Source organism: Sphingobium sp. SA2 (assembly GCF_032227065.1).
GTDB lineage: Bacteria > Pseudomonadota > Alphaproteobacteria > Sphingomonadales > Sphingomonadaceae > Sphingobium.
In genome coordinates this window covers 550236-576835 of the sequence record NZ_JAPMXX010000006.1, presented here as the reverse complement: position 1 = coordinate 576835, position 26600 = coordinate 550236, and the positions used below count along the sequence as shown (strand labels likewise).

Sequence of the window (26600 nt, the reverse complement as noted above, 5' to 3'; positions counted from 1 at the left end):
ATACGCCATGACCACCATCACCGCAGATCAATATGGCGATCATGCTCATGATCATCATGACGCCGATCACAAGCCAGCCTTCTTCCAGCGCTGGTTCATGTCCACCAACCACAAGGATATCGGCACTCTCTATCTGATCTTCGCGATCTTCGCCGGCGTCGTCGGCGGCGCGATTTCGGGTCTGATGCGCGTCGAACTGGCGGAGCCAGGCATCCAATATCTGCAGGGCTGGGCCAATATCCAGCATGCGATGCTGGGTGCGGAGCCTGCCTCGCTCGACCAGGCCTATCACCTCTGGAACGCGCTGATCACCGCGCACGGCCTCATCATGGTCTTCTTCATGGTGATGCCCGCAATCATCGGCGGCTTTGGCAACTGGTTCGTGCCGATCATGATCGGCGCGCCGGACATGGCCTTCCCGCGGATGAACAATATCAGCTTCTGGCTGCTCATCCCCGCCTTCGCGCTGCTGCTCGGCTCGGCCTTCGTGCCCGGTGGCACCGGCTATGGCGCGGGCACTGGCTGGACGGTCTATGCGCCGCTGTCGACCAGTGGTTCGGCTGGTCCGGCTGTCGACATGGCAATCCTGTCGCTGCATATCGCAGGCGCTGGTTCGATCCTGGGTGCGGTCAACTTCATCACCACCATCCTCAATATGCGCGCGCCGGGCATGACCCTGCACAAAATGCCGCTGTTCGTGTGGTCGGTGCTGGTCACCGCTTTCCTGCTGCTGCTCGCCCTTCCGGTCCTGGCCGCGGCGATCACCATGCTGCTGACTGACCGCAACTTCGGCACCACCTTCTATGACGCTGCCGGTGGCGGCGATCCTGAACTCTACCAGCATCTCTTCTGGTTCTTCGGTCACCCCGAAGTCTATATCATGATCTTGCCCGGTTTCGGCATCGTCAGCCAGATCATCTCGACCTTCAGCCGCAAGCCAGTGTTCGGCTATCTCGGCATGGCCTATGCCATGGTCGCGATCGGCGTCGTCGGCTTCGTTGTGTGGGCGCACCACATGTTCACCACCGGCATGTCGGTTAATGTGAAGATGTATTTCACCGCCGCCACCATGGTCATCGCGGTACCCACGGGCATCAAGATCTTCTCGTGGATCGCGACCATCTGGGGTGGATCGATCAGCTTCAAGACCCCGATGGTCTGGGCGCTGGGCTTTATCTTCCTCTTCACCGTGGGCGGTGTGACCGGCGTCGTGCTGGCCAATGGCGGCGTCGATGACGTGTTGCACGACACCTATTATGTCGTGGCGCACTTCCACTACGTCCTGTCGCTGGGTGCCGTGTTCGGCCTGTTCGCAGGCTTCTACTACTGGTTCCCGAAAATGTCGGGCCGCATGTATAACGAGTTCCTCGGCCACCTGCATTTCTGGGTGTTCTTCGTGGGCGTGAACCTGCTGTTCTTCCCGATGCATTTCTTAGGGCTTTCGGGCATGCCGCGTCGCTACCCCGATTATCCGGAAGCCTTTGCCTACTGGAACAAGATCGCCAGCCATGGCTATGAAATCATGGCCGTCGGTGTGCTGATCTTCTTCATCAACATCTTCTGGTCGCTCGCGGCCGGCAAGAAGGCCGCAGGCAATCCCTGGGGTGAAGGCGCCACGACGCTGGAATGGACCTTGTCCAGCCCGCCGCCCTTCCACCAGTTCGAAACCCTGCCCGTGATCGATGATGCCGCGCATCACTGATCGCTGGACGGACTGACATGATCGGGGGCGGGTGACAGTCGCCCGCCCCCCTTATGCTATATGCCCCCAAATGGTGGGGCCGGAACAAATATGACGACCGCGACGATGACATCGACCCCGATCACGGCCCATTGGCGCGACTTCCTCGCGCTGACCAAGCCGCGCGTCATGACATTGGTCGTGTTCACGGGCCTGTGCGGCCTGTTGGCCGCACCCGGCACCATTCATCCGGTCCTCGCTTTCACGGCGATCCTCTGCATCGCGCTCGGCGCAGGAGCTGCTGCTAGTCTCAACCAATGGTATGAGGCGGACATCGACGCGAAGATGAAGCGTACCGCCAACCGGCCGCTGCCTGCCGGGCGGATGGATCGCCAGTCGGCACTGCATTTCGGCGTTGGCCTGTCCTTCTTCTCGGTCATCCTGATGGGCATGGCGACCAACTGGCTCGCCGCCGCGGTGCTGGCCGTCTCGATCCTCTTCTACGTCTTCATCTACACCATCTGGCTCAAGCCCCGCACTGCGCAGAATATCGTCATTGGCGGCGCAGCGGGCGCATTCCCGCCAGTCATCGGCTGGGCCGCCGTCACTGGCGATATCACCGCGCTGCCGATCGCCCTGTTCATGCTGATCTTCTTCTGGACGCCGCCCCATTTCTGGGCGCTCGCGCTGTTCGTGAAGACCGATTATGCTGCTGCTGGCATCCCGATGCTGCCCGTGGTGTCGGGCGAAGTCGTCACCCGCCGCCAGATCTGGTTCTACACTGCGATCATGGCGGTCGCGGCCATGGCCCCAGTGTTGCTGCGCCTAACCGGGCCGATCTACGGCACCGTCGCGCTGCTGGGTACGGCACTGTTCGCGGTTTTTGCCTTCCAGGTCTATCGCCGCCGCGAAAGCGATCAGGCGCGGATGGGGCCGGAGCGGCGTCTGTTCAAATATTCGATCCTCTATCTTTTCCTTCTCTTTGGAGCAGTGGTCGTCGACCGCTGGGTAATGGCATGACCCCCGAAGAAGAAGATATCATCCGCGCCCGGCAGAAGTCGCGCTCGCTCGTCACGGGCCTGCTGCTCGGCTTTTTCGTCATCCTCTTCTTCGCCATCACCCTGGCGAAGATCGGCACGAGTGACACGTTATGATGGCCACGCTACCGCCGTCCCCCTTCGACCGCGACCGGCGTAACCGCCGGACCATGCTGACCATGGCGGGCGTCGGCCTGTCGATGCTGGCGCTCGGCTTCGCGTCGGTCCCGCTATACCGCATCTTTTGTGAACAGACCGGGTTCGGCGGCACCACCAAGCGCGCCGACGCCAATGTCCAGGTCCAGGAAGCGACCGGCCACACCATGTCGATCCGCTTCGATTCGAATGTGCAGCCGGGCATGCCCTGGCAATTCTACCCCGAACATCGGACGGACACCGTCACCGTGGGACGCAAGGACATGGCGATCTTCATCGCGAAGAACATGTCCGACAAGCCCGTGACCGGCACCGCCAGTTTCAATGTCACGCCTAGCCAGGCGGGCGCCTATTTCACCAAGATTCAATGCTTCTGCTTCACCGAGCAGACCTTGCAGCCGGGCCAGGAGGTGCGGATGCCCGTCCTCTATTTCGTCGATCCCAAGATCCTCGACGATGCGGACAACAAGGACACGCAACAGATTACGCTAAGCTACACATTCTACCCGGTTGAGCCGGGCAAGAAGGCAAGCTAAGGCAAGCAACGATAACGCGAACAGGGAAGAGCACGTCATGGCAGGCGCCAAGAATCACGATTATCATATTCTCCCGCCCAGCATCTGGCCGTTGTTCGGTTCGATGTCGGTGCTGATCATGGCGATGGGCGCGATCATGTGGATGCACCCCGACGCCATGCCCGCTGGCGGCGGCTGGGTGTTCATGCTCGGTTTCGCTGGCGTCCTCTTCACCTTCTATAGCTGGTGGGCGCATGTCGTCGCCGAAGCCCATGCCGGTGATCATACCCCGGTAGTGCAACTCCATCTGCGCTACGGCATGATCCTGTTCATCGCGTCGGAAGTCATGTTCTTCGTCGGCTGGTTCTGGGCGTTCTTCGACTTCGCCCTCTTCCCCAGCGCGCTGCCCCCGATCGACGGCTTGTTCCCGTCGAAGGGCGTGGAAGTGATGAATGCGTTTGAACTGCCCTTGCTCAACACGCTGATCCTGCTCTGTTCGGGCACGACCATCACCTGGTCGCACCATGCGCTGATCCACGGCGATCGCGATGGCATGATCAAGGGTCTGTGGTGCACCATCATCTTGGGCGCGGTCTTCTCCTGCGTGCAGGCCTATGAATATGCCCACGCCCCGTTCGACTTCGGCGGCAATCCCTATAGCTCGGCCTTCTACATGGCGACCGGCTTCCACGGCTTCCACGTTCTGGTCGGCACGATCTTCCTGATCGTCAACCTGGCGCGCGCCTATAAGGGCCACTTCACCCCACGCCAGCATTTCGGCTTCGAAGCCGCTGCCTGGTACTGGCACTTCGTCGACGTGGTGTGGCTGTTCCTCTTCGTCGCCATCTATGTCTGGGGTGGCTGGGGCGCGCCGGTTCACGGCTAAGCACCATCCCCGATAATGAGACGCACGGCCGGGGCATCGCTCCGGCCGTTTTCTTTTGTGCTGCGGGGCGCTATGCATCCAGCCCATGGACCCCTTGCCCGATCCCGCCCCGCGCACCACGCGCATCCCCCTGATCCCGACCATCATCGTCGCGCTGGCCGTCCTGGTGATGATCGGCCTCGGCATCTGGCAGATCGATCGCCGCGCTGAAAAGGCAGCGGCCTTGAACCTCGCCGCCAGCAATCCCGGTAAGCCGCCCGTCGCCTTTCCGGCGATGCCCCCGGTCGGACCCGACCTGCTCTTTCGCCCCTCGTCGCTCCATTGCCTGCGCGTGGTCGGCTGGCAGGTGGAGGCTGGTCGCGCGGCTGACGGCAGCACCGGCTATCGCCATATCGCCCAGTGCGCGACCGGTGCGGAAGGGCCGGGCGCACTCGTCGCGGTCGGCGTGACCCAGCGGCCCGATGCTAAGCCCGATTGGACCGGCGGCCAGATCGCAGGATGGATCAGCGAAGAGCCGGACCATCGCGCCCTCATTTCGCGCATAGGCGGCAAGGCGACGCCGCTGCGGCCCATGCTCATCGCGCGCACCGCGCCAACGGGCATGAAGGCGAGCGCTCCGCCCAGCGCCGCCGACGTTCCCAATAATCATCTCGCTTATGCGGTGCAGTGGTTCTTCTTCGCCGCGATTGCCATCATCATCTATATTCTCGCGCTGCGCCGCCGGAACGCACCCAAAGCCCCGTAAATACTTGCCCAGCGGCGCAGGGGTCGCTACCGCGCTTTCCCATCATGCAATATCAAAGCACCAGGGGGAGCGCGCCGTCGCTCGGTTTCGAGGATGTGACGCTGGCGGGGCTGGCGTCCGATGGCGGGCTGTATCTGCCCGAAAGCTGGCCCAGCTTCTCGGCGGATGACATTCGCGCCCTTGGCGGCCTGTCCTATGTCGAGACGGCCGTGCGGGTCATGACCCCCTTCGTCGCGGGATCGCTGACCGAGGACGAACTGCGCGAACTATGCACCACTGCCTATAGCCGGTTCAGCCATCAGGCGGTTGTGCCGCTGGTCCAGCTCGATCATCAGCATTGGCTGCTCGAACTGTTCCACGGCCCGACCCTGGCGTTCAAGGATGTCGCGCTGCAGCTGCTGGGGCAATTGTTCGAACGCTTCCTGTCGCGCCGCGATGACCATCTGACGATCGTCGGCGCGACGTCGGGCGACACCGGGTCGGCGGCGATCGATGCCGTGGCGGGGCGCGAGAAGATCGACATCTTCATGCTCCATCCCGATGGCCGGGTGTCCGACGTGCAACGGCGGCAGATGACGACGGTGCGCGCGCCCAACGTCTATAATATCGCCATCGACGGCAGCTTCGACGATGCGCAGGCGCTGGTGAAGCGCATGTTCAACGACGCGGATTTCTCGCGCCGGTTCAACCTGTCGGCCGTCAACTCGATCAACTGGGCGCGGTTGATGGCGCAGGTCGTCTATTATTTCTACGCCGCCGTGCGTTTGGGCGCGCCCGAACGCCCGGTCGCCTTCTCGGTCCCGACCGGCAATTTCGGTGACGTGTTCGCGGGCTATGTCGCGGCCAAGATGGGGCTGCCCGTCGCCAAGCTGATCGTCGCGACCAACGTCAACGACATCTTGCATCGCGCCTTGTCCGACGGCGATTACAGCCAGGGCCAGGTCGTGCCGACCGCGACGCCCAGCATGGACATCCAGGTCAGCTCCAATTTCGAGCGGCTGCTGTTCGACGCGGGCGGGCGCAACGGCCAGGCGCTGGCCGACCAGATGCGCGGGTTCGAAGCCAGCAAGGCGATGCGCCTGACCAACGCCCAGCGCGACGGGGCGGCAGCGCTCTTCGCTTCGGCACGCATCGATGCCGACAGCATGACCATGGCGATGCGCTGGGCCTATGACGGGTCGGGGCAAATTATCGATCCGCACAGCGCCATCGGCCTTGCCGCTGCGCGCGAAGCAGGCGTCGATGCGTCGATCCCGGTCGTCACGCTGGCGACCGCGCACCCGGCCAAGTTCCGCGACGCCGTCGAGCGCGCCACCGGCACCCGCCCGCCGCTGCCCGCGCGCGTCGGCGACCTGTTCGCGCGTGAGGAAAGCTATGTAAAGCTGCCCGGCACGTTCGAGGCGGTAACCGCCTATGTCGCCGAGCGGGCAACGCCCAGGGCATAACCAACTCCGTTCGGTTCGCGCTTGTCGAGAACCGGATGCGCGAGGGTTCTCGACAGGCTCGAACCGAACGGGAAACTGCTATGGAACTCAAGACCCTCATCGGCGAACCCTGGGCCGACTATGGCCTCATCGATTCGGGCAACGGCCGCAAGCTGGAGCGCTATGGCCGCTACCGCTTCATCCGCCCAGAACCCCAGGCGATGTGGGCACCGGCGACCGAAGATTGGAAGGCAGACGCCGAATTCGTCCCCGGATCGGACGAGGATGGCGGCGGCCGCTGGTATTATGACCAGCCGGTCCCCGCCGATGGCTGGCCATTGAGCTGGCAGGACGTGACCTTCCAGTCGAGTTGCACACCCTTCCGCCATCTCGGTTTCTTCCCGGACATGGCCCCCGTATGGGACTGGATGCGGGAACGCACCGCCGACAAGGCGGAGGCCGAAGTCATGAATCTGTTCGGCTATACCGGCGTCGGCACGCTCGCCATGTCGGCCAGCGGCGCGCGCATGGTCCATGTTGATGCGTCGAAGAAGTCGGTGGCGCAGGCGCGTGCTAATGCCGATCTGTCCGGCATGGCGGACATGCCGATTCGCTGGATCGTCGAGGATGCGGCCAAATTCGTCGCCCGCGAAGTCCGGCGCGGCCGCCGCTATGACGGCATCCTGCTCGACCCGCCCAAATATGGCCGCGGCCCTGACGGCGAAGTCTGGCGATTGGAGGAGGATTTACCCGCCCTCATCGCCAATTGCCGCCAGTTGCTTGATGCGGACAGCCGCTTCCTGTTCCTGACCGTCTATGCCGTCCGCATGTCGGCACTGGCGATCGGCGAATTGCTGCGGCAGGCCTTTGCCGACCTGCCCGGCACGGTCGAGGTCGGGGAACTGGCCGTGCGGGAGGAAGCACGCGGCCTGTTGTTGCCCACCGCCATCTGGGCACGCTGGCGGCGCTAAGCGTCACTTGGGCCTTTTCGCCTTGAGCCGCCCGTCCGGCTCCGGCATGGGTTGGTGATGCGCCTCATCCCTTCCTTTGCCGCCCTGTCCCCCCTGCTGGTCCTGCTCGGCTCCTGTGTCGGCCCCGCGCAGCGGGCACCCGCCCCAGCGCCGACGCCAGCGCCGCGCCCGGCTCCGGCGCCACCGCCGATCGCGCCCGCCACCCCCGCACCGGTGGCCACGGAATGGCATAATCGTCCGACGACGCCCGGCACCTGGACCTACCGGCCGGAACCGACCGGATCGGTCGCGTCCTTCGGCCCCGGCGCGACCGCCCCGCACCTCGCCGTCCGCTGCGACCGGGCGACGAGCCGGATCGTCATATTGCGCATGGGAACAGGGCAGGGCGCGATGACGCTGCGCACCAGCTATGGGGCTGTCCTGTGGCCGACCACCAGTGTCGCCGCGCTGCAACCGCAGGTTCAGGCGGTCCGCGCCGCGTCGGACGTCACGCTGGACCAGATTGCCTATAGCCGGGGCAAGTTCGCGGTGGAGGTGCAGGGGCTCGCCCCGCTGATCCTGCCTGCCTGGGCGGAAGTCGCGCGCGTGATCGAGGATTGCCGGGGCTAGGGGATTTCGACGCAGTTGGAAAAGGCGCGTTGGGGAAAAGCGCGGACGAAGCAGTATGATTCGAAAAAAGAATTTTACAAGGCTTGATCATCCTCCCCACCTGATTCACATTCCCCTTGTGGACGGGCGAAGGACGAGAGTTCCCAAGCGGGCCACGCGGGCTTCAACATAGCGAAAGGAGGTGATCCGATGTCTCATGGTTCAGCAATGGGGTCGGTCAAGTCCATTCGGGAAATGCGCCGCTGAGCGACGCTATGCCGTCGATCCTCCCTGCAAACGGGATTTCAAGCGCCAACAGACAGGCCATCCCCGTGCAGGCAGGATAGCGCGACAATCATTTCCCTTGGGCGGCACTTTCGGCCGCTGACCATGTCAATGATGGGCCGTCGAACCTTGGGTTCGGCGGCCCCTCTCATTTTCAGCGCGCCGCTTCTTTTTGCTATTTTCCCAACGCTTGAAGTCGCTATGTTTGTGATCGGCGGGCGGACGAAACAGGGAGTATCTCCATGCCCGTAATGCGTGCGTCCCATATTCTTCTTCCTTTTGGCCTGCTGATTTCGGCTCCAGCCCTCGCCCAGACGCCCGCCGACGTTGCCGATCTGGTCGGTGCCAAGGGTGCAGGCGGCGAGACTCAGCTCAAAGCGCGCGGCTACCGCTTCGTGCGGATCGAAACCGGCGATGACCGCAAATGGACCTTTTGGTGGAACGGCGATCGGCGGCAATGCCTCAGCGTCGTGACTTATGACGGTCGCTATCAGGCCATCACCGAATCCCCCGCACCCGATTGCGGCGAATCCGCCCGTGCACCCAGCGGCCATGGTGGCGCGCCCCATCGACCCGATATCGGCTATGCGCGGCCCCGGCCCGACCGCGTCGCGCCCAGCTATGCTGCCGATGACAGCGCCCAAACGAACGACAGGGTCCAACTCGGCCTGGTCTGCTTTGGTGATGGACAGCGGCCCGGCGTTGCCAACAGCTATGGCTGGACCTGGGATTCCGACAAAAAACGCTATCGCTATGGCAATCGCGTCGAAATGACGGCGGAGCAGTTCGATGCTTCGGTCATGATCCAGTTCTGGGAAGGCGGTGGCCATATCAAGCTGCCCAAGAAGCTCATCCCGCCGCTGCATTCGCGGGGCACCGAAGATGGTTGGTGGGACATCTACAATGTCTCGATGCAGCCCGACCGGATTACCGGCGAATATCGGCTGAATGGCCTTAACAAGCCCCGGATCGACATTAATCGCACCAGCGGACAGATCAGCATAAAGGGCCTGGCCGACTACGCCTTTCGCGGCACCTGCGATACCGCGGATGCCGCAGCGCATCGACGCTTCTGACGACCACACAAGGAAAGGGACGGGGATTGGATTTTCTCAAGCTCATCCGTTCGTTCGAAGATCTGCTCTTCGAACTGCTGTGCTGGTTGATCTATTATCCCCGCACCCTCTGGCTGGTGGTGCGGCACCCGCTGCGCATGATCGATTATTCCAATCACGAACAGACCGATGCCGACGAGGATCAATATACCGATACGCTCAGTCCGCCCCTGCTGCTGCTGATCACGCTGGCTTTGCTCCATGCCTTGGAATTGGGCCTGAACACGCAGCATATCCAGGCGCATAATGCGGTGGGCGCGATGGTGGTTAGTTCGGATCAAAATCTCATCCTCTGGCGCTCCTTCGTTTATGGGCTGCTCCCGCTGTTCGCCGCGCTGCATGTCGTGCGGCGCAAGGGGCAGCCGCTGGAGCGCAAATATCTGCGGCCGCCTTTTTTCGGCCAATGCTATCTGGTGTCGGCCTATGCCTTGATGGTTGCGATTGCCACGATGACGGCCCAGCATATCGGTGCATGGAAATGGGCGCTGGGCCTGAGCGGCGCCGGATTCGCGACGCTCTGGTATCTTTGGGTGCAATCCATGCTGTTCCGCACGATGTTGGCCATGCGCCCATTGCGGGCATGGGGCGGTGCGATCCTGGTGTTCGTCGCCGCCTTTCTGACCGCTATTCTGGTTTCGCTGCTCACGATCGGGCGCTAAGCGCTTATCGGTCCGCGCCCTTCGCCTTCCCCCAGGCGCGCGCCGCCGTATAGCCCAGATAGCCGGTGCCAAAGAGCGCATAGAGCGGTTCGGGCAGGGCGTTGAAATAGGCGCGCATACCGTTGATGATCGCGCTTGCTACCGCCGGTCGCCAGCCTGCGATCAGGCCCATCGGCACCGACCAGAGCAGCAGGGCATAGATGACATAGAGGAAGGTCGGCCGCGCCCGCCGCGTCCAGGGATCGGCGGCGGGCGCTGCGGGATGTGGCTGTGTCATGCGTCCCTCCCTAACCGATCCGGTTGGCCAGCCAGCCATAGAGGAAGGCCTCATTGGCGGGGCGGCTTTCGGCAAGCGCGATATAGCGTTCACCCTGCATCGCCTCGATCGCCTTGAGCAGCACGCGCTCGCCTGCCGCACCCCGCAACGCCCGAAAGGCCCGCAACGCCGCCAGCGTCCGCGCGCCGATCAGCCGGTCGAGCTTGAGATCGGGATAATCCTTCTGGTTGCGATTGAGCGCGTTGAGCGCCCGTTGCAAAAAGCCGGTCGCGGTCGCAACGCCCATGTTCACGGCCGTATCGAAAAGCTCGGCGGCAATGGCGGGCGCGAGTTCGGCAACGAAGCCATAGCCCGGCTGGTCCCAATAGAGCCGTCGATAGATCGCCACCGCCTGCGCGCGGGGTAGCGCCTGCATCGGGCCGACATAGCCATTCGCCCGCGCCACGGCCTGGGTAATCCCCCAATGGGTCGGCCCGCCGCGATCGGCCGGATGGTTGCTATAGCCACCCTCTCGCGCAATGACTTCGTCGATCAGTTCCGCAACGTCCATATCCGCCTCCCAACTCTTGAAGAGGCGAATCATTTATCCCATATGGTTATATGTAGGACAGAGAAAAAACGGGAAAGGAAATAATCTGATGCAAGACCGGGCGGCGGCGGATGCAATCGACAGCGGTGAAGCTCAAGGGCAGGCACCGGGAAATTGTCGCCTTGCTGTGGCCATACCCTTGCAGGAAGCACTAAATATGGGGCAATATGGACCAAAGGGTGCGGTTTCGTCTCTGTTGCCCGCTCCCCCCATGTGAGTGCGTTTGTCCATGCCTCTTTCCGATATGATCGCCAACAGCGCGATCCCCGCCGTCATCAGCGATCCGCGCCTGCCCGACAATCCGATCGTCGATTGCAATGATGCCTTCATGGCGCTCACCGGCTATGGCCGCGACGAGATTATCGGGCATAATTGCCGCTTCCTCAAAGGCGCAGCGACCGAAGCGGAGCGAACCGATGAACTGCGTCAGGCCGTTCGCGAAAGACGCCCGGCGATCGTGGAATTGTGGAATTATCGCAAGGACGGCACGCCGTTCCGAAACGCCGTGATGGTCGCGCCGATCTTCGGTGACACGGGCGAGGTCGAATATTTCCTGGGATCGCAGATGGCGGTGGGCGAGCCGGACGGACAGGCGACCCAGCGATCCGCCGAAGCGCGGCTGCGGATCGACGCGCTCACCGCGCGCCAGCGCGACGTGCTGGTGGCGATGACGGCGGGCAAGCTCAACAAACAGATCGCCTGGGACATGGGCCTGACCGAACGCACGGTGAAGATGCACCGGGCGGCCATGCTCAAGGCGCTCGGCGTGCGGACCGGGGCCGAAGCGATCCGCTTGGCGATCGAGGCGGGCTACTAAGCGGCATCCGGCGACTGGTCGGCACCGCAAAGGGCACCGACCGGCTATACATCAGTCGCGTAGCAATTCGTTGATACCGGTCTTGGACCGGGTCTGGGCGTCCACCCGCTTGACGATCACCGCGCAATAGAGGCTGGGGCCGGGCGTGCCGTCGGGCAGGGGCTTGCCGGGCAGGCTGCCGGGGACGATCACCGAATAGGGCGGCACTTCGCCCATGAAAATCTCGCCGGTGGTGCGGTCGATGATCTTGGTCGACTGGCCGATGAACACGCCCATCGACAGCACCGATCCCTTGCCGATGCGCACGCCCTCGACCACTTCGGATCGCGCGCCGATGAAGCAGTCGTCTTCGATGATGACTGGATCGGCCTGCAGTGGTTCCAGCACGCCGCCAATGCCGACGCCGCCCGACAGATGGACATTCTTGCCGATCTGGGCGCAACTGCCCACCGTCACCCAGGCGTCGACCATCGTGCCTTCATCGACGAACGCGCCGATATTGACGAAGCTGGGCATCAAGATCGCGTTCTTGGCGATATGCGCGCCCGCCCGCGCGAACGCGCCCGGCACCGCGCGGAAACCGGCGGCGCGAAACTCCGCCTCGCCCCAGCCGGCGAATTTGCTCGGCACCTTGTCCCACCAGAAACCGCCACCAGGGCCGTTTTCGATCAGCACATTGTCGTTCAGCCGGAACGACAGCAGCACGGCTTTCTTCAGCCACTGATTGACCTGCCAGCCGTCCGCCGTCGGTTCGGCGACGCGGCCCTTGCCGCTGTCGAGCAACGCAAGTGCTTGCGTAACGGCATCGCGGATCGCGCCCTGCGTCGAAAGGCTGACATTGGCCCGGTCTTCCCAGGCGGCGTCGATCGTGGCGATAAGGTCGGTCATGCGGTTTCCCCAAGGATGCTGGCCAGAAAAGGCCTCAGATGGTCGGTTTCGAAATCGATGAAATCGGGATGATGATCGTGATTGCCCGCTTCCGATCCATTATTGACCCAGATGGTCGCCATGCCGATCGCCTTGGCGGGCGCCAGATTGCGGGCCATATCCTCGAAAAAGGCGGCACGGGTCGGATCGATGGCATGGACCCGGCACAATTCGGCGTAACCCGACGGATCGGGCTTGGGCACATATTGGCAGGCATGAATATCGTGGATCAGCTCGAATGCGTCGCCCAGGCCGAGCTTGTCCAGCACCCGTCCCGCATAGGCCGCATCGCCATTGGTGAAGATCAGCCGACGGCCCGGTAATGCTGCGATATGCGCGTTAAGGTCGGCATCGACCTCCAGTCGATCCATCGAAATATCATGGACATAGTCGAGGAAATCATGCGGCGCGATGCCATGATGGTGCATCAGCCCCGACAGCGTCGTGCCATGCTCCATGAAATAGCGCTTCTGCGTTTCGCGGGCGACTTGCGGGTCGCATCCCAGTAAGCCTTGGATGAACTCGCCCATCTTCACGTCGATCAGCGCGAACAGGTCCGTCTTCGCCGGATAAAGCGTATTATCCAGATCGAAGATCCAGGTGTCGACATGGTCCAGTGCGCCAAGCATGGCCGCGCCCTAATCTCGTGCGCATGGAAGGGCAAGGGGCGAGGGGTGCCGAACCCTCACCTTCACCGTCATCCCCGCGAAGGCGGGGACCCATCTCCCCACCTCTCATCTCAGATTGACGTACCGGCCGCTAGATGACGTGAGACGTCAACATCCCAGCGGCTCGCCGTCATGATAAAAAGCCTGCACGGCCTGCCAGGCATCTTCCGCCGTCTCGACCCATGTCAGCAGGTCAAGGTCGGCATGCGAAATCACGCCTTCATCGGCCAGCGCCTCGAAATCCACGACCCGGTTCCAGAAATCCTTGCCGAACAGCAGGATGGGGATGGGCTTCATCTTGCCGGTCTGGATCAGCGTGAGCAGTTCGAACATTTCGTCGAACGTGCCGAAACCGCCGGGGAAGACGGCCAGCGCGCGGGCGCGGAGCAGGAAATGCATCTTGCGCAGCGCGAAATAGTGGAACTGGAAACTTAGCTCCGGGGTGACGAACCGATTGGGCGCCTGTTCGTGCGGCAGGACGATGTTCATGCCGATCGTCGTTTGGCCGACATCTTGCGCGCCGCGATTGGCCGCTTCCATGATCGAGGGACCACCGCCCGAACACACCACGAAATGGCGGCATCCTGCTTCGTTCACCGGATATTGCGCCGCGATCCGCGCAAGCGCGCGCGCCTCTTCATAGTAGCGCGCCTTCGCCGCCAGATTCTCCGCAATCTTCCGCTGCTGCGGCGTCGTCGCCGCGTCGATCCGTGCCTGCGCCTGGTCTGGTTCGGGAATCCGCGCCGACCCGTAAAAGACGAAGGTCGATTCGATCCGTGCCTCGTCCATCAGCAATTGGGGCTTCAACAATTCCAGCTGGAATCGCACCGGGCGCAAATCTTCGCGCAACAGGAACTCGGTGTCCTGAAAGGCGAGGCGATAGGCCGCGCTTTGGGTCTGGGGGGTGCCGGCCTGCTTGGCCGCATCGTCGGCCTCTTCGCGGGCCGGGCGGAATTTACGTTCTTCAATCTCTTTCTTAGTCATCCCCACGATTTAAGGAGTGGAGATGACATTGCCAAGTCGGATTACCGACAGAAGCCGCCGCATGCCTTTTTTGCGCTCAGCGGCAAAAGCCGCCATATTTGTTTTCTGACGCTTAGCGGCAAAAGCCGCCGCGTCCGCCCATGTCGAAATGAAAATGGTCGTGATGGGCCGCATTATAATCGGGGCTCAGCACCGTGTTGAACCGCTTGCACGCGCTGGCGTGCACGGTTTTCAGGAACTGCCGCGTATCCCGGTCGCCCTGCCAGCCCTGCTGCACCGAAATCTTGCGGCCATCGGCCAACACGAAGGCGGCGATGTCGATCGCATTGCTATGGGCATGTTCGGACAATTTGCCGCTGCCCGCGATCGGGCGGCAATTATAGGTGCCGAACGTCTCGATCCGCACGATTTCCGCCCCCAATATGCTGCGCGCGGCGGGTTGCACGCCATAACGCGCCCAGGCGGCGAAATTGGCCGCCAGATTACACGTCATCGCCCCCAAATTGGTGGCGGGCACGCCGATGTCGAGCAGCTTGACGCTGTTCAACGCGCTGCATCCGCCGCCGAAGGTGCGGTCGGGCAGGGGGGTGAAGGCGACATCCTGCGATTGCAGCTTCGCGAAACATTGGCGCGCTTCCATGGTCGGCACCACGGCGGCGCGCACGGGTTTCGAAGCGCGTTCCACCCGCCCGCGCGGCACCAGATCGCCGCCGCACGCACTCAGCATCATCGCCATGGTCACGGCCAGGGCCGCGCCGCGCAATAGGGTCATATCGCTCGCCTGCTTTTCCATGAGTCGTCACTGTAGCAGCCCGAATCTTTACGATAGTTAACGCCGCGATCAGCTCGTCCCGTTTTCGCAACACCCTTGACAGGCCCGCCGAAATCTCTACGGCGATCGACGGGCCACGCGGTCCCAACGCCGCGCTGCTCTCTGTAAGGAGACGCTACATGACTGATTTGACTGCCGTTGACGCCACCATTGCGCGTGCGCAAAAGCCCGCCACCCGTCCGGCCCGCCCCTTCTTTTCTTCCGGTCCCTGCGCCAAGCCACCCGGCTGGAGCGCCGACAAGCTGGCAACCGACTCGCTCGGCCGCTCGCACCGCGCCAAGATCGGCAAGACCCGCTTGGCCTATTGCATCGACCTGATGCGCGAATTGCTCGGCCTGCCCGACACCCACCGCATTGGCATCGTACCCGGCTCCGACACCGGCGCTTTCGAAATGGCGATGTGGACGATGCTCGGCGCACGCCCGGTCACGACTCTTGCCTGGGAAAGCTTCGGCGAAGGCTGGGTGACCGATGCCGCCAAGCAGTTGAAGCTCGACCCCACGATCATCCGCGCCGACTATGGCAAATTGCCCGACTTGGACGGTGTGAACTTCGCGCATGACGTCCTGTTCACCTGGAACGGCACCACGTCCGGCGTGCGCGTGCCCAATGCCGACTGGATTCCGGCCGACCGCGAAGGGCTGACCTTTGCCGACGCGACCAGCGCGGTGTTCGCCTATGACATCGACTGGACCAAGATCGATGTCGCCACCTTCTCCTGGCAGAAGGTGCTAGGCGGCGAGGGTGGCCATGGCGTGCTGATCCTCGGCCCCCGCGCGGTCGAGCGGCTCGAAACCCACACGCCCGCCTGGCCACTGCCCAAGGTGTTCCGCCTGATGGCCAAGGGCAAGCTCGCCGAAGGCATTTTCAAGGGCGAGACGATCAACACCCCCTCCATGCTCGCGGTCGAAGATGCGATCTTCGCGCTCGAATGGGGCAAGTCGTTGGGCGGTCTGCAGGGCCTCATTGCCCGCTCGGACGCCAATGCCGCTGCGCTAGGCAAGATCGTGGCCGAACGCGACTGGCTTGGCCATCTCGCGCTCGATGAAGCCACGCGCTCGAAGACCAGCGTCTGCCTGACCGTCGCGGGTGCCGACGAAGCCTTCATCAAGGCCTTCGCCGCCCTCCTCGAAAAGGAAGGCGCAGCCTATGACATTGCGGGCTATCGCGATGCCCCGGCGGGCCTTCGCATCTGGTGCGGCGCGACCGTGGAAACGGCGGATATCAAAGCGCTGGGTCCGTGGCTCGACTGGGCCTATGCGCAGACCAAGGCCGCCTGAACTCCCACCATCCGTTCGCCCTGAGCTTGTCGAAGGGCCGCACTTCTTTTGACCGTTTCAAGAAGGGCAGGGCTTCGACAGGCTCAGCCCGAACGGTGTAATATTAAGGATCAAATCCATGCCCAAAGTCCTTATTTCCGACAAAATGGACCCCCGCGCCGCCGCAATCTTCCGTGAACGCGGCGTGGAAGTCGATGAAATCACCGGCAAGACGCCCGAAGAACTGATCGCCATCATCGGCGAGTATGACGGCCTCGCCATCCGTTCCTCGACCAAGGTGACGAAGGCGATCCTCGACGCCGCCACCAACCTCAAGGTCATCGGTCGCGCCGGCATTGGCGTCGACAATGTCGACATCCCCTATGCCTCGGCCAAGGGCGTGATCGTCATGAACACGCCGTTCGGCAATTCGATCACCACTGCCGAACATGCCATCGCGCTGATGTTCGCGCTGGCGCGTCAGATACCTGAAGCCAATGCCCAGACCCAGCAGGGCCTGTGGCCCAAGAACGGCTTCATGGGCGTGGAAGTCACCGGCAAGACACTGGGCCTGATCGGCGCGGGCAATATCGGCTCGATCGTTGCCACCCGCGCGCTGGGTCTCAAGATGAAGGTGGTCGCGTTCGATCCGTTCCTGACGCCCGAACGCGCCATCGAAATGGGCGTGGAAAAGGCCGATCTCGACACGCTGCTCGCCAAGGCCGACTTCATCACGCTGCACACGCCGCTGACCGACCAGACTCGCAATATCCTGAGCCGCGAAAATCTGGCCAAGACCAAGAAGGGCGTGCGCATCATCAACTGCGCGCGCGGTGGCCTGATCGACGAAGCCGCGCTGAAGGATGCGCTCGATTCGGGCCAGGTCGCGGGCGCCGCGCTCGACGTGTTCCAGACCGAACCGGCCAAGGATTCGCCTTTGTTCGGCACGCCCAACTTCATCTGCACCCCGCATCTGGGCGCATCGACCGACGAAGCGCAGGTCAATGTCGCGCTGCAGGTCGCCGACCAGCTGTCCGACTATCTGCTCGACGGCGGCATCACCAATGCGCTCAACGTACCGTCGCTGTCGGCCGAGGAGGCCCCCAAGCTCAAGCCCTACATGGCGATCGCGGAAAAGCTCGGCAGCCTGGTCGGCCAGCTTGAAGGCGATGCCATCACCGGCGTCGCGGTCGAAGTCGAAGGCCATGCTGCCGAACTGAACCAGAAGCCGATCACCGCCGCCGTTCTGGCGGGCCTGATGCGCGTCTATTCGGACACGGTGAACATGGTCAACGCGCCCTTCCTGGCCAAGGAGCGCGGCCTCGACGTGCGCGAAGTGCGCCACGACCGCGAAGGCGCCTATCAGACGCTGATCCGCGTCACCGTCACCACCGAAAATGGCGACAAGTCGGTGGCCGGCACGCTGTTCGGCCCCACCAGCCCGCGTCTCGTCGAACTGTTCGGCATCAAGGTGGAGGCCGATCTCGACGGCACCATGCTCTATATCGTCAACCAGGACGCGCCCGGCTTCATCGGTCGTCTGGGGTCAACGCTGGGCGAGGCGGGCGTCAATGTCGGCACCTTCCACCTTGGCCGTCGCAACCAGGGCGGCGAAGCCGTGCTGCTGCTCTCGGTCGACGGCACCGTCACCGAACCGCTGCGCTGGGAAATCTGCAACCTGACCGGCGTGAAGCAGGTCAAATTGCTGCGCTTTGCGTAAGCAAGCCTGAAAAGCCCTCTCCCCTCCGGGGAGAGGGTTGGGAGAGGGGGAGCAACGGTGCGGCTAGATCCCACACTGAAGCAGCGTGCCAAACATATGCGCGCCAACCCCACCCCCGCCGAACAAAAGCTATGGCTCGCCCTGCGTGCCAACCGCTTCGAAAATCAGCAATTCACGCGCCAGACGATTATTGCCCCCTATATCGTCGATTTCGCCTCAAAGGCCGCGCGCCTCATCATCGAAGTTGATGGGGATACACATTCCGCCAAAGATCGCTATGACGCCCGACGAACCGAGTTTCTGGAATCGCTGGGCTATACTGTGATCCGTTTTGCCAATCCCGATGTCATGCACAATATCGAGAGCGTGTTGGGCGTGATTGCGCAGGCGTTGCATACTCCCCCTCTCCCCAACCCTCCCCCCCAAGGGGGAGGGAGCTAAGGTATGACCATGATCCCGCCCGGCCTTCTTCCCGAAGGATTATCCGACCGCCTGCCGCCCCAGGCCGAAGCCTCCGCCCGCCTCGCGCGGCGCGTGCTCGATACGGTGGCGACCCATGGCTATGAGCGGGTCATGCCCCCGCTCGCGGAATTCGAAGATACGCTCACCCAGCGCCTCAAATCCATGCGCGCGCAGGATCTGGTCCGCGCCGTCGATCCCGTGTCGCAGCGTAGCCTGGCGCTCCGCCCGGACATGACCGCGCAGGTCGGCCGCATCGCCGCCACGCGCCTCGCCGCCGCGCCGCGTCCCTTGCGCCTCTCCTATGCCGGGCCGGTCATCCGCCTCAAGGCCAACCAGCTTCGCCCTGAGCGCGAGAAATTGCAGGTCGGCGCTGAACTGATCGGCACCGACAGCGTCGCCGCTGCCGTGGAGATCGTCAATGTCGCGATCGAAGCGTTGCAGGCGGCAGGCGTCACCGGCCTCACCATCGACTTCACCCTGCCCGACCTGATCGACATGCTGGCCGCCGGGCCGCTGCCTTTGGCGGCTGGCGAACTGGAAGCGGTGCGTACCGAACTCGACGCCAAGGATGCGGGCGCGCTGGTCGCGCTTGGCCCGCAGGCCGCCGCCTATCTGCCCCTCATCGAAGCGACCGGCCCATTCCACGCCGCGATGGAGCGCTTGGAAGCCTTCAACGCAAGCCTGGGCGGCGCGATCGACAGCCGTATCGCGGGCCTGCGCGCCATCGCCAAGCCGATCGGCTGGGACATCACGCTAACGCTCGACCCGACTGAACGCCACGGCTTTGAATATCAGAACTGGTTCGGCTTTTCGATCTTCGCCGAAGGTTTCATCGGCGAAATCGGCCGGGGCGGCAGCTATGCCATCTGCCATGCCAATGGGCAGGACGAACCGGCCATGGGCTTCTCGCTCTATCCCGATCCGCTGATCGACGCGGGCTTTGGCGGCGAAACGCCCAAGCGCCTGTTCCTGCCGCTGGGTGCCGATGCGACCCGCGCCGCCGAACTGCGCGCCGAAGGCTGGAACACCGTCGCGGCGCTGGTCGGGGACGAGGATGGCGCGAAGCTGCGCTGTTCGCACTGGCTCGACGGCGCGGAGCTTCGCCCCTTCTGACTTGACTTGAGGGCTGCGGCAGGGCTAACCGCCGCGCGAACAGGGCGGCTTTGCGCCCAATCGATCCTACCGGCATGCCGAGTCCCGTCGAAGGGCATGGCCGGTCCGCGCGGCGGGCGGAGATCTGTATCCATGGCAAATGTAACCGTGATCGGCGCCCAATGGGGTGACGAGGGCAAGGGCAAGATCGTCGATTGGCTCTCGGAGCGCGCCGATGTCGTCGCTCGTTTCCAGGGCGGTCATAATGCGGGCCACACCCTCGTCGTCGGCGAGAAGGTCTATAAGCTCTCGCTGCTGCCGTCGGGCATCGTGCGCGGCACGCTCAGCGTCATCGGCAATGGCGTGGTGCTGGACCCCTGGCATTTCCGCGATGAAGTCGCGAAATTGTCGGCGCAGGGCGTCACCATCACGCCCGACAATCTCCAGATCGCCGAAACCTGCCCGCTGATCCTGCCCTTCCACCGCGACCTCGACGGGCTGCGTGAAGATGCGAGCGGCGCGGGCAAGATCGGCACCACCCGGCGCGGCATTGGCCCTGCCTATGAAGACAAGGTCGGCCGTCGCGCCATCCGCGTATGCGACCTCGCGCATCTGGACGATCTTGGCCCACAGCTCGATCGCCTGACCGCCCATCATGACGCGCTGCGCACCGGCTTTGGCGAACCGCCGATCGACCGCGCCGCGCTGATGGCGGAATTGACCGAAATTGCCGATTTCATCCTGCCCTTCGTCAAGCCGGTTTGGCTGACGCTCAACCGCGCCAAGGCGGCGGGCAAGCGCATCCTGTTCGAAGGCGCACAGGGCACGTTGCTCGACATTGACCATGGCACTTATCCCTTCGTCACCTCGTCCAACACGGTGGCGGGTACGGCGGCGAGCGGCACCGGCCTTGGTCCCAATGCGGCGGGCTTCGTGCTGGGCATCGTCAAAGCCTATACCACCCGCGTCGGCTCCGGCCCCTTCCCCACCGAACTGGAGGACGCCACCGGCCAGCGGCTGGGCGAACGCGGCCATGAATTTGGCACCGTCACCGGGCGCAAGCGCCGCTGCGGCTGGTTCGACGCGGTCCTGGTGCGCCAGTCGGTCGCGGTATCGGGCGTCACCGGCATCGCGCTCACCAAGCTCGACGTGCTGGACGGGTTCGACACGCTCCAGATTTGCGTCGGCTACAAGATTGGCGAACAGACGTTCGACTATCTGCCGGCCCATGCGCAGGATCAGGCCAAGGCGCAGCCGATCTACGAAAGCATCGAAGGCTGGCACGACACCACGGCGGGCGCGCGCAGCTGGGCAGAATTGCCCGCGCAGGCGATCAAATATATCCGCCGGATCGAAGAACTGATCGGCTGCCCGGTCACGCTCGTCTCCACCAGTCCTGAGCGCGAGGATACCATCCTCGTGCGCGATCCCTTCGCGGATTAAGGGCGATGGCGGAGAAGTTCGAAAGGCACAAGCAGGCCTGGACGCAGGACGAAATCCAGAAACTGCACACGCTGGCCAAGAAGGGCATGGGATTGAAAGCCATCGCCAAGGCGCTGACCCGCACCGAGGAGTCGACCAAGGCCCGCGCCAAGGAAGACGGATTGAACATCGCTAAATTGCGCTAGGGCATGATGACTTTAAGTCGCATCACTCCGTTCGCCCTGAGTAGGGGCTGAGCTTGTCGAAGACCCGTATCGAAGGGTCGGCTGCGCTTATATCCTTCGATACGCCATTTCGACTTCGCTCAATGGCTACTCTGGACGAACGGTTCTGAGTAAAGTCATCATGCTCTAATGGCGCCGTTCCCCGGCGGAGGCCGGGGGCCAGTTCCGTGGTCAGAACAGGGTCAAGGCCTTCGCCAGGGAACCGTCTCCCGCAAGGCTACGAGGCAACGGCGGGCGTTTCCTCCTCGCCCGCGGCGATCACCGTCGCCGCGACCAGATCGCCGGTGACGTTGAGCGCGGTGCGGCACATGTCGAGCAATCGGTCGACGCCCAGCACCAGCCCGATGCCTTCGGGCGGTATGCCGACCATCCCCAGGATCATCGCCACGACCGGCAGCGATCCGGCCGGCACGCCCGCCGTGCCGACGCCGCCCAGGATGCACATCATCATCACCATGACCTGCTGCGGAATGCTGAGGTCAATGCTGAAAAACTGGGCGAGGAAGATCACGGTGATCCCCTCGAACATCGCCGTGCCATTCTGGTTGGCGGTCGCGCCGATGGTCAGGACGAAGCGCGCGATGCGGCGCGGCAGGCGCAGATTATCCTCCGCCACGCGGAGCGCCGTCGGCAAGGTCGCATTGGAGGAGGCGGTGGCGAAGGCCATCACCGTCGCCTCCTGCACATCGGCGAAGAAACGGAGCGGTGAGCGTTTGGCGATGAAGGCGATCAGCAGCGAATAGACCCCGAACATCTGAATCGCGAGCGCGAGCAGCACGACCCCGACATAGGCCGACAACCGGATCAGCAAATCCCAGCCAAATTGCGACGCCAGGTTGAACATGAAGCAGGCAATGGCGATCGGCGCGAGGCGGATGACAAGCCCCATCAACCGCATCGTCACCGCCAGCACGCCCTCCATCGCGGTCAGCAGCATCTGCGTCTGCGGCGTCCGCACCAGCACCAGTCCAATGCCGAAGAAGAGCGAAAAGACCATCACCGCCAATATGTCATTGCCCGCCATGGCCGCGATGATGTTGTCGGGCACGATCGCGATGAAGGCATTGATCCCCTGCGGTGCGTCGCTGCCCCGGCTCAATATAGCCTGCGCTCCCGGTCCCGCATCACTCAGCATCGCGCGCGCCGTGACAGGATCGATGCCCGCGCCTGGCCGCAACAGATCGACCACCAACAGACTGACCGCCACCGCAATGGCCGACACGATGAAGGTATAGACGAGCGTGCGAAGCCCGACGCGCCGCAACGCCCGAATCTCGCCCATTTCCGCAATCCCGACGATCAGTGCCGATACCAGCAATGGGATCACCAGCATGAACAACAGCCGCAGGAAAATCTGGCCGATCGGCCCGGTGACATAGGTGGTGAAGCCCATGACCCAAGGGGCATCGGGCGCGACCATATAGACGGCAAGACCCGATAGCAGGCCGATGCCGAAGCCCGCGAGCATCTGCCATTGCAGCGATAATGCTGCGCTTTTGCGGCCGGTTTCGGCGCCTGTCGTGGGTGTCGTGCCGGTCAATGGTTCATCCTTTTGGGCTACCGCTCCGGGTCAACCACTCGGTCGGGGTGCCGGTTGCACGACTTTCCAGTCATTGCGCTATGGTATCGAGGGAGCTTTTACGCGCCTCTCGCGTTGGCGCGGTCCATTCTCTCGGAGAGCCGCATGATTGTCGATCCCGTTCCTTCCATGCGGCGCATGGCCTCCGAAGTCTGGAAACCGCTGACGATATTGTTCGTCTGGGACTGCGTCGTCACTCTCACTTACTATGTCCTGCCCTTCAAGGCGCCCTCGCTGCCGCTGACCATCTTCGGTTCGGCGCTGGCGCTGTTCCTGGGCTTTCGCTCTAATTCCGCCTATCAACGCTGGTGGGAAGGACGGGTGCTGTGGGGCGCGATGATCAACGCCTCGCGCAGCCTCGCGCGCGCGACCCGCAATTTCCTGCCCGACCCGGATGGCCGCGATATGAAGCGGGAGATCGTCAAGCGCCAGATCGCCTATGTGAACGCGCTGCGCTGCCAGTTGCGGCGGCAACCTCTCGATGAGGATGTGACGCGCTTTCTGGAGGAAAAGGACAAGGGGCTGGCGCTGGCGCGGACCAACGCCGCCAATGGCCTGCTCGACAGCACTGGCCGCCGTATCGACATGGCCCGGCGCGCAGGCTGGATCGACACGATCCAGCAGACACAGATGGAAGCGGTGCTGGTCGATATCGCCAATGCCCAGGGCGGGATGGAGCGGCTCAAGAACACCCCCCTGCCGGTCCAATATCGCTATCTACCCACGATATTCACCCATCTTTTCTGCATCTTCCTGCCCATCGGCCTGGTCGAAACGCTGGGCCTCGCCACCCCGCTCGGCTCGACGGTCGCAGGCCTCATGTTCCTCGCGGTCCTGCGCATCGGCGACGATCTGGTCGATCCCTTCGCCAACACCGTCCACGACGTATCGATGAGCGCCATGTGCCGCACGATCGAAATCGACCTGCTTCAATCCATCGGCGACCCCGCCCCGGAACCGCTCAAACCGGTCCGCGGCTGTCTATGGTGATGGCGGTCGGCAACGGCGCCATCTTGCGGTCACGCGGTAACCGCAAGCCGCCTTACCGCTCGCGTGTGGCGCTGAAGGTGACTTTGGGGTGGCGTTCCTGCTGATAGCCGATGTCCCAGGCGCTTCTGGCCATGAAGACGAGATTATCGTCGCGGTCCTTGGCCATGTTGGCATTGTTGTAGGACACCATCTCCTTGATCGCCGCGTCGTCGCCGCCGATCCAGCGGGCCGTGTCGAAGGGCGAGGCTTCCAGCACGGCGGCGACCTTATATTCGGCATCAAGCCGCGAGATCAGCACTTCGAGCTGGAGCTGGCCGACGACGCCGACGATCCATTGGCTGCCGATTTCGGGATAGAAGACCTGGATCACCCCCTCTTCGGACAGGTCGTCCAGCGCCTTGCGCAATTGCTTGGTCTTGGTCGGGTCTTTCAACTGTACGCGGCGCAGGATTTCGGGCGCGAAATTGGGCAGGCCGGTGAAGCGCAGGCCAGGCTTCTCGGACAATGTATCGCCGACGCGCAGCGCGCCATGATTGGGAATGCCGATGATGTCGCCGGGGAAGGCCTCGTCCGCCAGCTCGCGATCCTGCGCGAAGAAGAGGATGGGCGAATGGACCGCCAGCGGCTTGCCGGAGCCTGAGGGCGTCAGCTTCATGCCGCGTTTGAACTTGCCCGATACCAGGCGCATGAAGGCGATGCGGTCGCGATGCTGCGGGTCCATATTGGCCTGCACCTTGAAGATGAAGCCGGTGACTTCGCTGGCGTCGGGTTCGACCGCGGCGGGTTCGGCCGGTTGCGCGCGCGGCGGCGGCGCATGGGCGGCGAGCGCGTCGATCAATTCGGTAACGCCGAACAATTTGAGCGCCGAGCCGAAATAGACCGGGGTCAGGTCGCCCTGCCGATAGCGATCGAGATCGAAGCTGGCATAGCCCCCTTGCGACAATTCCGCTTCCTCGCGCAGCCGTTCGAGCGCGCGGGGGGAGAGGAAGTCGGCGAGTTTGGGGTCGTCCAGGCCGGTAAACTGGTGGCGGGTGCCGTCAAATTCCTTGGACGGGCCGGTCGGCTGCATCAGGCGGTTGGTGGCGAAGTCGTAAATGCCTTCGAACTCGCCGCCCATGCCGACCGGCCAGCTCATCGGGCAGACGTCGAGCTGCAACTGGTCGGCAACCTCGTCGAGCAGGCCGAAGGTTTCGCGGCCTTCGCGATCGACCTTGTTGACGAAGGTGATGATGGGCAGGTTGCGCAGGCGGCAAACCTCGAACAATTTGCGCGTCTGCGGCTCGATACCCTTGGCCGCGTCGATCACCATCACGGCGCTGTCGACGGCGGTCAGGGTGCGATAGGTATCCTCCGAGAAATCTTCATGCCCCGGCGTGTCGAGCAGGTTGAAGGTGATCGTCTCGCCATCGCGCGTCCGCTCGAACGTCATGACCGAGGAGGTGACGGAAATGCCGCGCTGCTGTTCGATCTTCATCCAGTCCGACCGGGCGCGGCGGTTCGCCCCGCGCGCCTTGACCTCACCCGCCAGATGGATCGCGCCGCCTTCCAGCAGCAGCTTTTCCGTCAGCGTGGTCTTACCGGCGTCAGGGTGGGAAATGATCGCGAAGGTGCGGCGGGATGGGATGGTCATGATGATTTTCTGGGTCGGGAGTAACTAAACCCGTTCACCCTGAGCGAAGTAGAAGGGCCATGCCGAGCGGAGGCGAGGCACTTCACTGCGTTCAGTGGAAGGCTTCGACTTCGCTCAGCCCGAACGGAAACTGAGTTGCGCCGTTACACGTCCACAAGGCTGACGTCCATGCGGAAGCTGCGGGCGTCGCCGGGGGGGAGGGCCATGATGCCTTGCTTATCCCAGACGTCGCCTTCGAACCCCACCAGGTCCGCCATCCCGGCCCAGGGTTCGACGCACAGATAATGCGCGCCGGGCTTTTGCCACAGGCCAAGCCAGGGCGTGTCGGGAAAGTCGATCCGCAGGCGGGGTTGGCCGGGGATGCCCCAGAGGAGCGATCGGCTGGCGAGGTCATCCCAGATCAGCGCGTCACCCGCGAACATATCATGGGTGGGGGCGAGGCTGTCGCCCTCGACCGGGGAGGGCGCGTGTTCGTGGGCGATGAGGCCGGGTTCGTCGCCGACTTTGCGGATCGGCGCGGGTTCGGGCGCTTCAAAGATGATGCGATGATCCTTAACGCCGCCGCCATAGGGCAGCGGCCAGGCGAAGGCGGGGTGATAGCCAAAGGCGAAGGGCATGACTGTGTCGCCCCGGTTGGCAACGGTGGCGGTCATGTGCAGCGTGGCGTCGGTCAGCGCGAACGCCATGTCGAGGCGGAAGTCGAAGGGGTAGATGGCGCGACTGGCGTCGTCCGCCTCCAGCCGGAACAGCGCGCTGTCGTCGCCCTGCTCCACGACCGCGAAGGCGCTGCGGCGGGCAAAGCCATGTTGCGGCATGGGATAGGCCTGCCCATCCAGCCGATAGACATCGCCGCGCGAGCGGCCGACGAAGGGGAAGAGCAGGGGGGCGTGGCCGGTCCACCAGCGCGGATCGGCATCGGTCATCAGGTCGCGGTCATCGGCGTCCCGAAGCGACCAGAGTTCAGCCCCCAGCGGGTTGATGGTGGCGGACAAGGCGGGCGAGGCGATGGGGATGAGGGCGTCGGACAAGGGCGGCTCCTGGGCTG

Annotated in this window: 28 protein-coding genes; 19 read left to right on the top strand and 9 right to left on the bottom strand. The window is 63.5% G+C overall.

Annotated features, from left to right (window positions below; translation table 11 throughout):
* Positions 1-7: 7 nt before the first annotated feature.
* The 11 genes from ctaD (at position 8) to OVY48_RS10325 (ending at position 10062) form a co-directional block, all read left to right on the top strand.
* Positions 8-1702: a cytochrome c oxidase subunit I gene (gene ctaD / locus OVY48_RS10375; RefSeq protein WP_069065770.1), complete on the top strand. Its 1695-nt coding sequence runs from the start codon at positions 8-10 to the stop codon at positions 1700-1702.
* 90 nt (positions 1703-1792) lie between these two features.
* Positions 1793-2701: a heme o synthase gene (locus OVY48_RS10370; protein WP_313922808.1), complete on the top strand. Its 909-nt coding sequence runs from the start codon at positions 1793-1795 to the stop codon at positions 2699-2701.
* Positions 2698-2835: a hypothetical protein gene (locus tag OVY48_RS10365; protein ID WP_171899237.1), complete on the top strand. Its 138-nt coding sequence runs from the start codon at positions 2698-2700 to the stop codon at positions 2833-2835. The genes OVY48_RS10370 and OVY48_RS10365 overlap by 4 nt, the downstream gene beginning before the upstream one ends.
* Positions 2835-3410: a cytochrome c oxidase assembly protein gene (locus OVY48_RS10360; protein ID WP_313924741.1), complete on the top strand. Its 576-nt coding sequence runs from the start codon at positions 2835-2837 to the stop codon at positions 3408-3410. Before OVY48_RS10365 ends, OVY48_RS10360 begins: the two co-directional genes overlap by 1 nt.
* A gap of 37 nt (positions 3411-3447) precedes the next feature.
* Positions 3448-4275: a cytochrome c oxidase subunit 3 gene (locus OVY48_RS10355; protein ID WP_069065771.1), complete on the top strand. Its 828-nt coding sequence runs from the start codon at positions 3448-3450 to the stop codon at positions 4273-4275.
* An 85-nt stretch (positions 4276-4360) separates the two neighbouring features.
* Positions 4361-5020 (top strand): SURF1 family cytochrome oxidase biogenesis protein, encoded by a 660-nt coding sequence (locus OVY48_RS10350; RefSeq protein ID WP_313922807.1) that lies wholly within the window; start codon positions 4361-4363, stop codon positions 5018-5020.
* A gap of 44 nt (positions 5021-5064) precedes the next feature.
* Positions 5065-6465, top strand: a complete 1401-nt coding sequence (gene thrC / locus OVY48_RS10345) for a threonine synthase (protein WP_313922806.1) — start codon at positions 5065-5067, stop codon at positions 6463-6465.
* Between the two features lie 80 nt (positions 6466-6545).
* On the top strand, positions 6546-7415 hold the full coding sequence (locus tag OVY48_RS10340; RefSeq protein WP_313922805.1) for a class I SAM-dependent methyltransferase: 870 nt from the start codon (positions 6546-6548) through the stop codon (positions 7413-7415).
* Positions 7416-7472: 57 nt separating this feature from the next.
* Positions 7473-8024: a hypothetical protein gene (locus OVY48_RS10335; protein WP_313922804.1), complete on the top strand. Its 552-nt coding sequence runs from the start codon at positions 7473-7475 to the stop codon at positions 8022-8024.
* 506 nt (positions 8025-8530) lie between these two features.
* Positions 8531-9364 (top strand): hypothetical protein, encoded by an 834-nt coding sequence (locus OVY48_RS10330; RefSeq protein WP_313922803.1) that lies wholly within the window; start codon positions 8531-8533, stop codon positions 9362-9364.
* A gap of 26 nt (positions 9365-9390) precedes the next feature.
* Entirely contained in the window at positions 9391-10062 is a 672-nt protein-coding gene (locus OVY48_RS10325) for a hypothetical protein (RefSeq protein ID WP_037475798.1), read from the top strand.
* Between the two features lie 4 nt (positions 10063-10066).
* Here OVY48_RS10325 and OVY48_RS10320 read toward each other — a convergent pair whose 3' ends face one another.
* Positions 10067-10339 carry a 3TM-type holin gene (locus OVY48_RS10320; protein ID WP_313922802.1) on the bottom strand — a complete coding sequence of 91 codons (273 nt, stop codon included), beginning with the start codon at positions 10337-10339 and terminating at the stop codon, positions 10067-10069.
* Positions 10340-10349: 10 nt separating this feature from the next.
* On the bottom strand, positions 10350-10889 hold the full coding sequence (locus tag OVY48_RS10315) for a glycosyl hydrolase 108 family protein (protein ID WP_313922801.1): 540 nt from the start codon (positions 10887-10889) through the stop codon (positions 10350-10352).
* Positions 10890-11157: 268 nt separating this feature from the next.
* On the opposite strand from OVY48_RS10315, the gene OVY48_RS10310 reads away from it, so the two are divergent.
* Positions 11158-11745, top strand: a complete 588-nt coding sequence (locus OVY48_RS10310; RefSeq protein ID WP_037472297.1) for a PAS domain-containing protein — start codon at positions 11158-11160, stop codon at positions 11743-11745.
* Between the two features lie 51 nt (positions 11746-11796).
* On the opposite strand, the gene dapD is transcribed toward OVY48_RS10310, so the two are convergent.
* The 4 genes from dapD to OVY48_RS10290 form a co-directional block, all read right to left on the bottom strand.
* Positions 11797-12633 carry a 2,3,4,5-tetrahydropyridine-2,6-dicarboxylate N-succinyltransferase gene (dapD, locus tag OVY48_RS10305; RefSeq protein ID WP_037472298.1) on the bottom strand — a complete coding sequence of 279 codons (837 nt, stop codon included), beginning with the start codon at positions 12631-12633 and terminating at the stop codon, positions 11797-11799.
* Positions 12630-13301 (bottom strand): pyrimidine 5'-nucleotidase, encoded by a 672-nt coding sequence (locus OVY48_RS10300; RefSeq protein ID WP_313922800.1) that lies wholly within the window; start codon positions 13299-13301, stop codon positions 12630-12632. Before OVY48_RS10300 ends, dapD begins: the two co-directional genes overlap by 4 nt.
* 147 nt (positions 13302-13448) lie before the next feature.
* Positions 13449-14324 carry a TIGR00730 family Rossman fold protein gene (locus OVY48_RS10295; protein ID WP_069065780.1) on the bottom strand — a complete coding sequence of 292 codons (876 nt, stop codon included), beginning with the start codon at positions 14322-14324 and terminating at the stop codon, positions 13449-13451.
* 112 nt (positions 14325-14436) lie between these two features.
* Positions 14437-15096: an extensin family protein gene (locus OVY48_RS10290; protein WP_409593128.1), complete on the bottom strand. Its 660-nt coding sequence runs from the start codon at positions 15094-15096 to the stop codon at positions 14437-14439.
* Between the two features lie 179 nt (positions 15097-15275).
* Here OVY48_RS10290 and OVY48_RS10285 point away from each other — a divergent pair, with 179 nt between their 5' ends.
* The 6 genes from OVY48_RS10285 (at position 15276) to OVY48_RS10260 (ending at position 21317) form a co-directional block, all read left to right on the top strand.
* Positions 15276-16436, top strand: a complete 1161-nt coding sequence (locus OVY48_RS10285; RefSeq protein ID WP_313922799.1) for a phosphoserine transaminase — start codon at positions 15276-15278, stop codon at positions 16434-16436.
* A 118-nt stretch (positions 16437-16554) separates the two neighbouring features.
* Positions 16555-18135: a phosphoglycerate dehydrogenase gene (gene serA, locus OVY48_RS10280; protein WP_313922798.1), complete on the top strand. Its 1581-nt coding sequence runs from the start codon at positions 16555-16557 to the stop codon at positions 18133-18135.
* Between the two features lie 57 nt (positions 18136-18192).
* Positions 18193-18576, top strand: a complete 384-nt coding sequence (locus OVY48_RS10275; RefSeq protein ID WP_255245582.1) for an endonuclease domain-containing protein — start codon at positions 18193-18195, stop codon at positions 18574-18576.
* A 3-nt stretch (positions 18577-18579) separates the two neighbouring features.
* Positions 18580-19710 (top strand): ATP phosphoribosyltransferase regulatory subunit, encoded by a 1131-nt coding sequence (locus tag OVY48_RS10270; RefSeq protein WP_313922797.1) that lies wholly within the window; start codon positions 18580-18582, stop codon positions 19708-19710.
* Between the two features lie 132 nt (positions 19711-19842).
* A complete protein-coding gene (locus OVY48_RS10265; RefSeq protein WP_037474785.1) occupies positions 19843-21132 on the top strand; it encodes an adenylosuccinate synthase in 1290 nt (429 codons plus the stop codon).
* A 5-nt stretch (positions 21133-21137) separates the two neighbouring features.
* Entirely contained in the window at positions 21138-21317 is a 180-nt protein-coding gene (locus OVY48_RS10260; RefSeq protein ID WP_313922796.1) for a hypothetical protein, read from the top strand.
* Between the two features lie 256 nt (positions 21318-21573).
* Here OVY48_RS10260 and OVY48_RS10255 read toward each other — a convergent pair whose 3' ends face one another.
* A complete protein-coding gene (locus OVY48_RS10255; protein ID WP_409593665.1) occupies positions 21574-22824 on the bottom strand; it encodes a dicarboxylate/amino acid:cation symporter in 1251 nt (416 codons plus the stop codon).
* A 216-nt stretch (positions 22825-23040) separates the two neighbouring features.
* Between OVY48_RS10255 and OVY48_RS10250 the strand changes: the two genes are divergently transcribed.
* The gene (locus OVY48_RS10250; protein WP_313922794.1) at positions 23041-23925 is read left to right on the top strand and encodes a bestrophin family ion channel; all 885 of its coding nucleotides are present in this window, start codon (positions 23041-23043) and stop codon (positions 23923-23925) included.
* A 52-nt stretch (positions 23926-23977) separates the two neighbouring features.
* Here OVY48_RS10250 and OVY48_RS10245 read toward each other — a convergent pair whose 3' ends face one another.
* Positions 23978-25555 (bottom strand): peptide chain release factor 3, encoded by a 1578-nt coding sequence (locus OVY48_RS10245; protein WP_069065787.1) that lies wholly within the window; start codon positions 25553-25555, stop codon positions 23978-23980.
* A gap of 143 nt (positions 25556-25698) precedes the next feature.
* The gene (locus tag OVY48_RS10240; protein WP_313922793.1) at positions 25699-26583 is read right to left on the bottom strand and encodes an aldose 1-epimerase family protein; all 885 of its coding nucleotides are present in this window, start codon (positions 26581-26583) and stop codon (positions 25699-25701) included.
* Positions 26584-26600: the final 17 nt, after the last annotated feature.

Bases quoted from the DNA above. Each gene is read 5' to 3' on its own strand.
- ctaD (WP_069065770.1), top strand. From the start codon at position 8: ATGACCACCATCACCGCAGATCAATATGGCGATCATGCTCATGATCAT.
- OVY48_RS10370 (WP_313922808.1), top strand. From the start codon at position 1,793: ATGACGACCGCGACGATGACATCGACCCCGATCACGGCCCATTGGCGC.
- OVY48_RS10365 (WP_171899237.1), top strand. From the start codon at position 2,698: ATGACCCCCGAAGAAGAAGATATCATCCGCGCCCGGCAGAAGTCGCGC.
- OVY48_RS10360 (WP_313924741.1), top strand. From the start codon at position 2,835: ATGGCCACGCTACCGCCGTCCCCCTTCGACCGCGACCGGCGTAACCGC.
- OVY48_RS10355 (WP_069065771.1), top strand. From the start codon at position 3,448: ATGGCAGGCGCCAAGAATCACGATTATCATATTCTCCCGCCCAGCATC.
- OVY48_RS10350 (WP_313922807.1), top strand. From the start codon at position 4,361: ATGGACCCCTTGCCCGATCCCGCCCCGCGCACCACGCGCATCCCCCTG.
- thrC (WP_313922806.1), top strand. From the start codon at position 5,065: ATGCAATATCAAAGCACCAGGGGGAGCGCGCCGTCGCTCGGTTTCGAG.
- OVY48_RS10340 (WP_313922805.1), top strand. From the start codon at position 6,546: ATGGAACTCAAGACCCTCATCGGCGAACCCTGGGCCGACTATGGCCTC.
- OVY48_RS10335 (WP_313922804.1), top strand. From the start codon at position 7,473: ATGCGCCTCATCCCTTCCTTTGCCGCCCTGTCCCCCCTGCTGGTCCTG.
- OVY48_RS10330 (WP_313922803.1), top strand. From the start codon at position 8,531: ATGCCCGTAATGCGTGCGTCCCATATTCTTCTTCCTTTTGGCCTGCTG.
- OVY48_RS10320 (WP_313922802.1), bottom strand. From the start codon at position 10,339: ATGACACAGCCACATCCCGCAGCGCCCGCCGCCGATCCCTGGACGCGG.
- OVY48_RS10315 (WP_313922801.1), bottom strand. From the start codon at position 10,889: ATGGACGTTGCGGAACTGATCGACGAAGTCATTGCGCGAGAGGGTGGC.
- OVY48_RS10310 (WP_037472297.1), top strand. From the start codon at position 11,158: ATGCCTCTTTCCGATATGATCGCCAACAGCGCGATCCCCGCCGTCATC.
- dapD (WP_037472298.1), bottom strand. From the start codon at position 12,633: ATGACCGACCTTATCGCCACGATCGACGCCGCCTGGGAAGACCGGGCC.
- OVY48_RS10300 (WP_313922800.1), bottom strand. From the start codon at position 13,301: ATGCTTGGCGCACTGGACCATGTCGACACCTGGATCTTCGATCTGGAT.
- OVY48_RS10295 (WP_069065780.1), bottom strand. From the start codon at position 14,324: ATGACTAAGAAAGAGATTGAAGAACGTAAATTCCGCCCGGCCCGCGAA.
- OVY48_RS10290 (WP_409593128.1), bottom strand. From the start codon at position 15,096: ATGACCCTATTGCGCGGCGCGGCCCTGGCCGTGACCATGGCGATGATG.
- OVY48_RS10285 (WP_313922799.1), top strand. From the start codon at position 15,276: ATGACTGATTTGACTGCCGTTGACGCCACCATTGCGCGTGCGCAAAAG.
- serA (WP_313922798.1), top strand. From the start codon at position 16,555: ATGCCCAAAGTCCTTATTTCCGACAAAATGGACCCCCGCGCCGCCGCA.
- OVY48_RS10270 (WP_313922797.1), top strand. From the start codon at position 18,580: ATGACCATGATCCCGCCCGGCCTTCTTCCCGAAGGATTATCCGACCGC.
- OVY48_RS10265 (WP_037474785.1), top strand. From the start codon at position 19,843: ATGGCAAATGTAACCGTGATCGGCGCCCAATGGGGTGACGAGGGCAAG.
- OVY48_RS10260 (WP_313922796.1), top strand. From the start codon at position 21,138: ATGGCGGAGAAGTTCGAAAGGCACAAGCAGGCCTGGACGCAGGACGAA.
- OVY48_RS10255 (WP_409593665.1), bottom strand. From the start codon at position 22,824: ATGCTCGCGGGCTTCGGCATCGGCCTGCTATCGGGTCTTGCCGTCTAT.
- OVY48_RS10250 (WP_313922794.1), top strand. From the start codon at position 23,041: ATGATTGTCGATCCCGTTCCTTCCATGCGGCGCATGGCCTCCGAAGTC.
- OVY48_RS10245 (WP_069065787.1), bottom strand. From the start codon at position 25,555: ATGACCATCCCATCCCGCCGCACCTTCGCGATCATTTCCCACCCTGAC.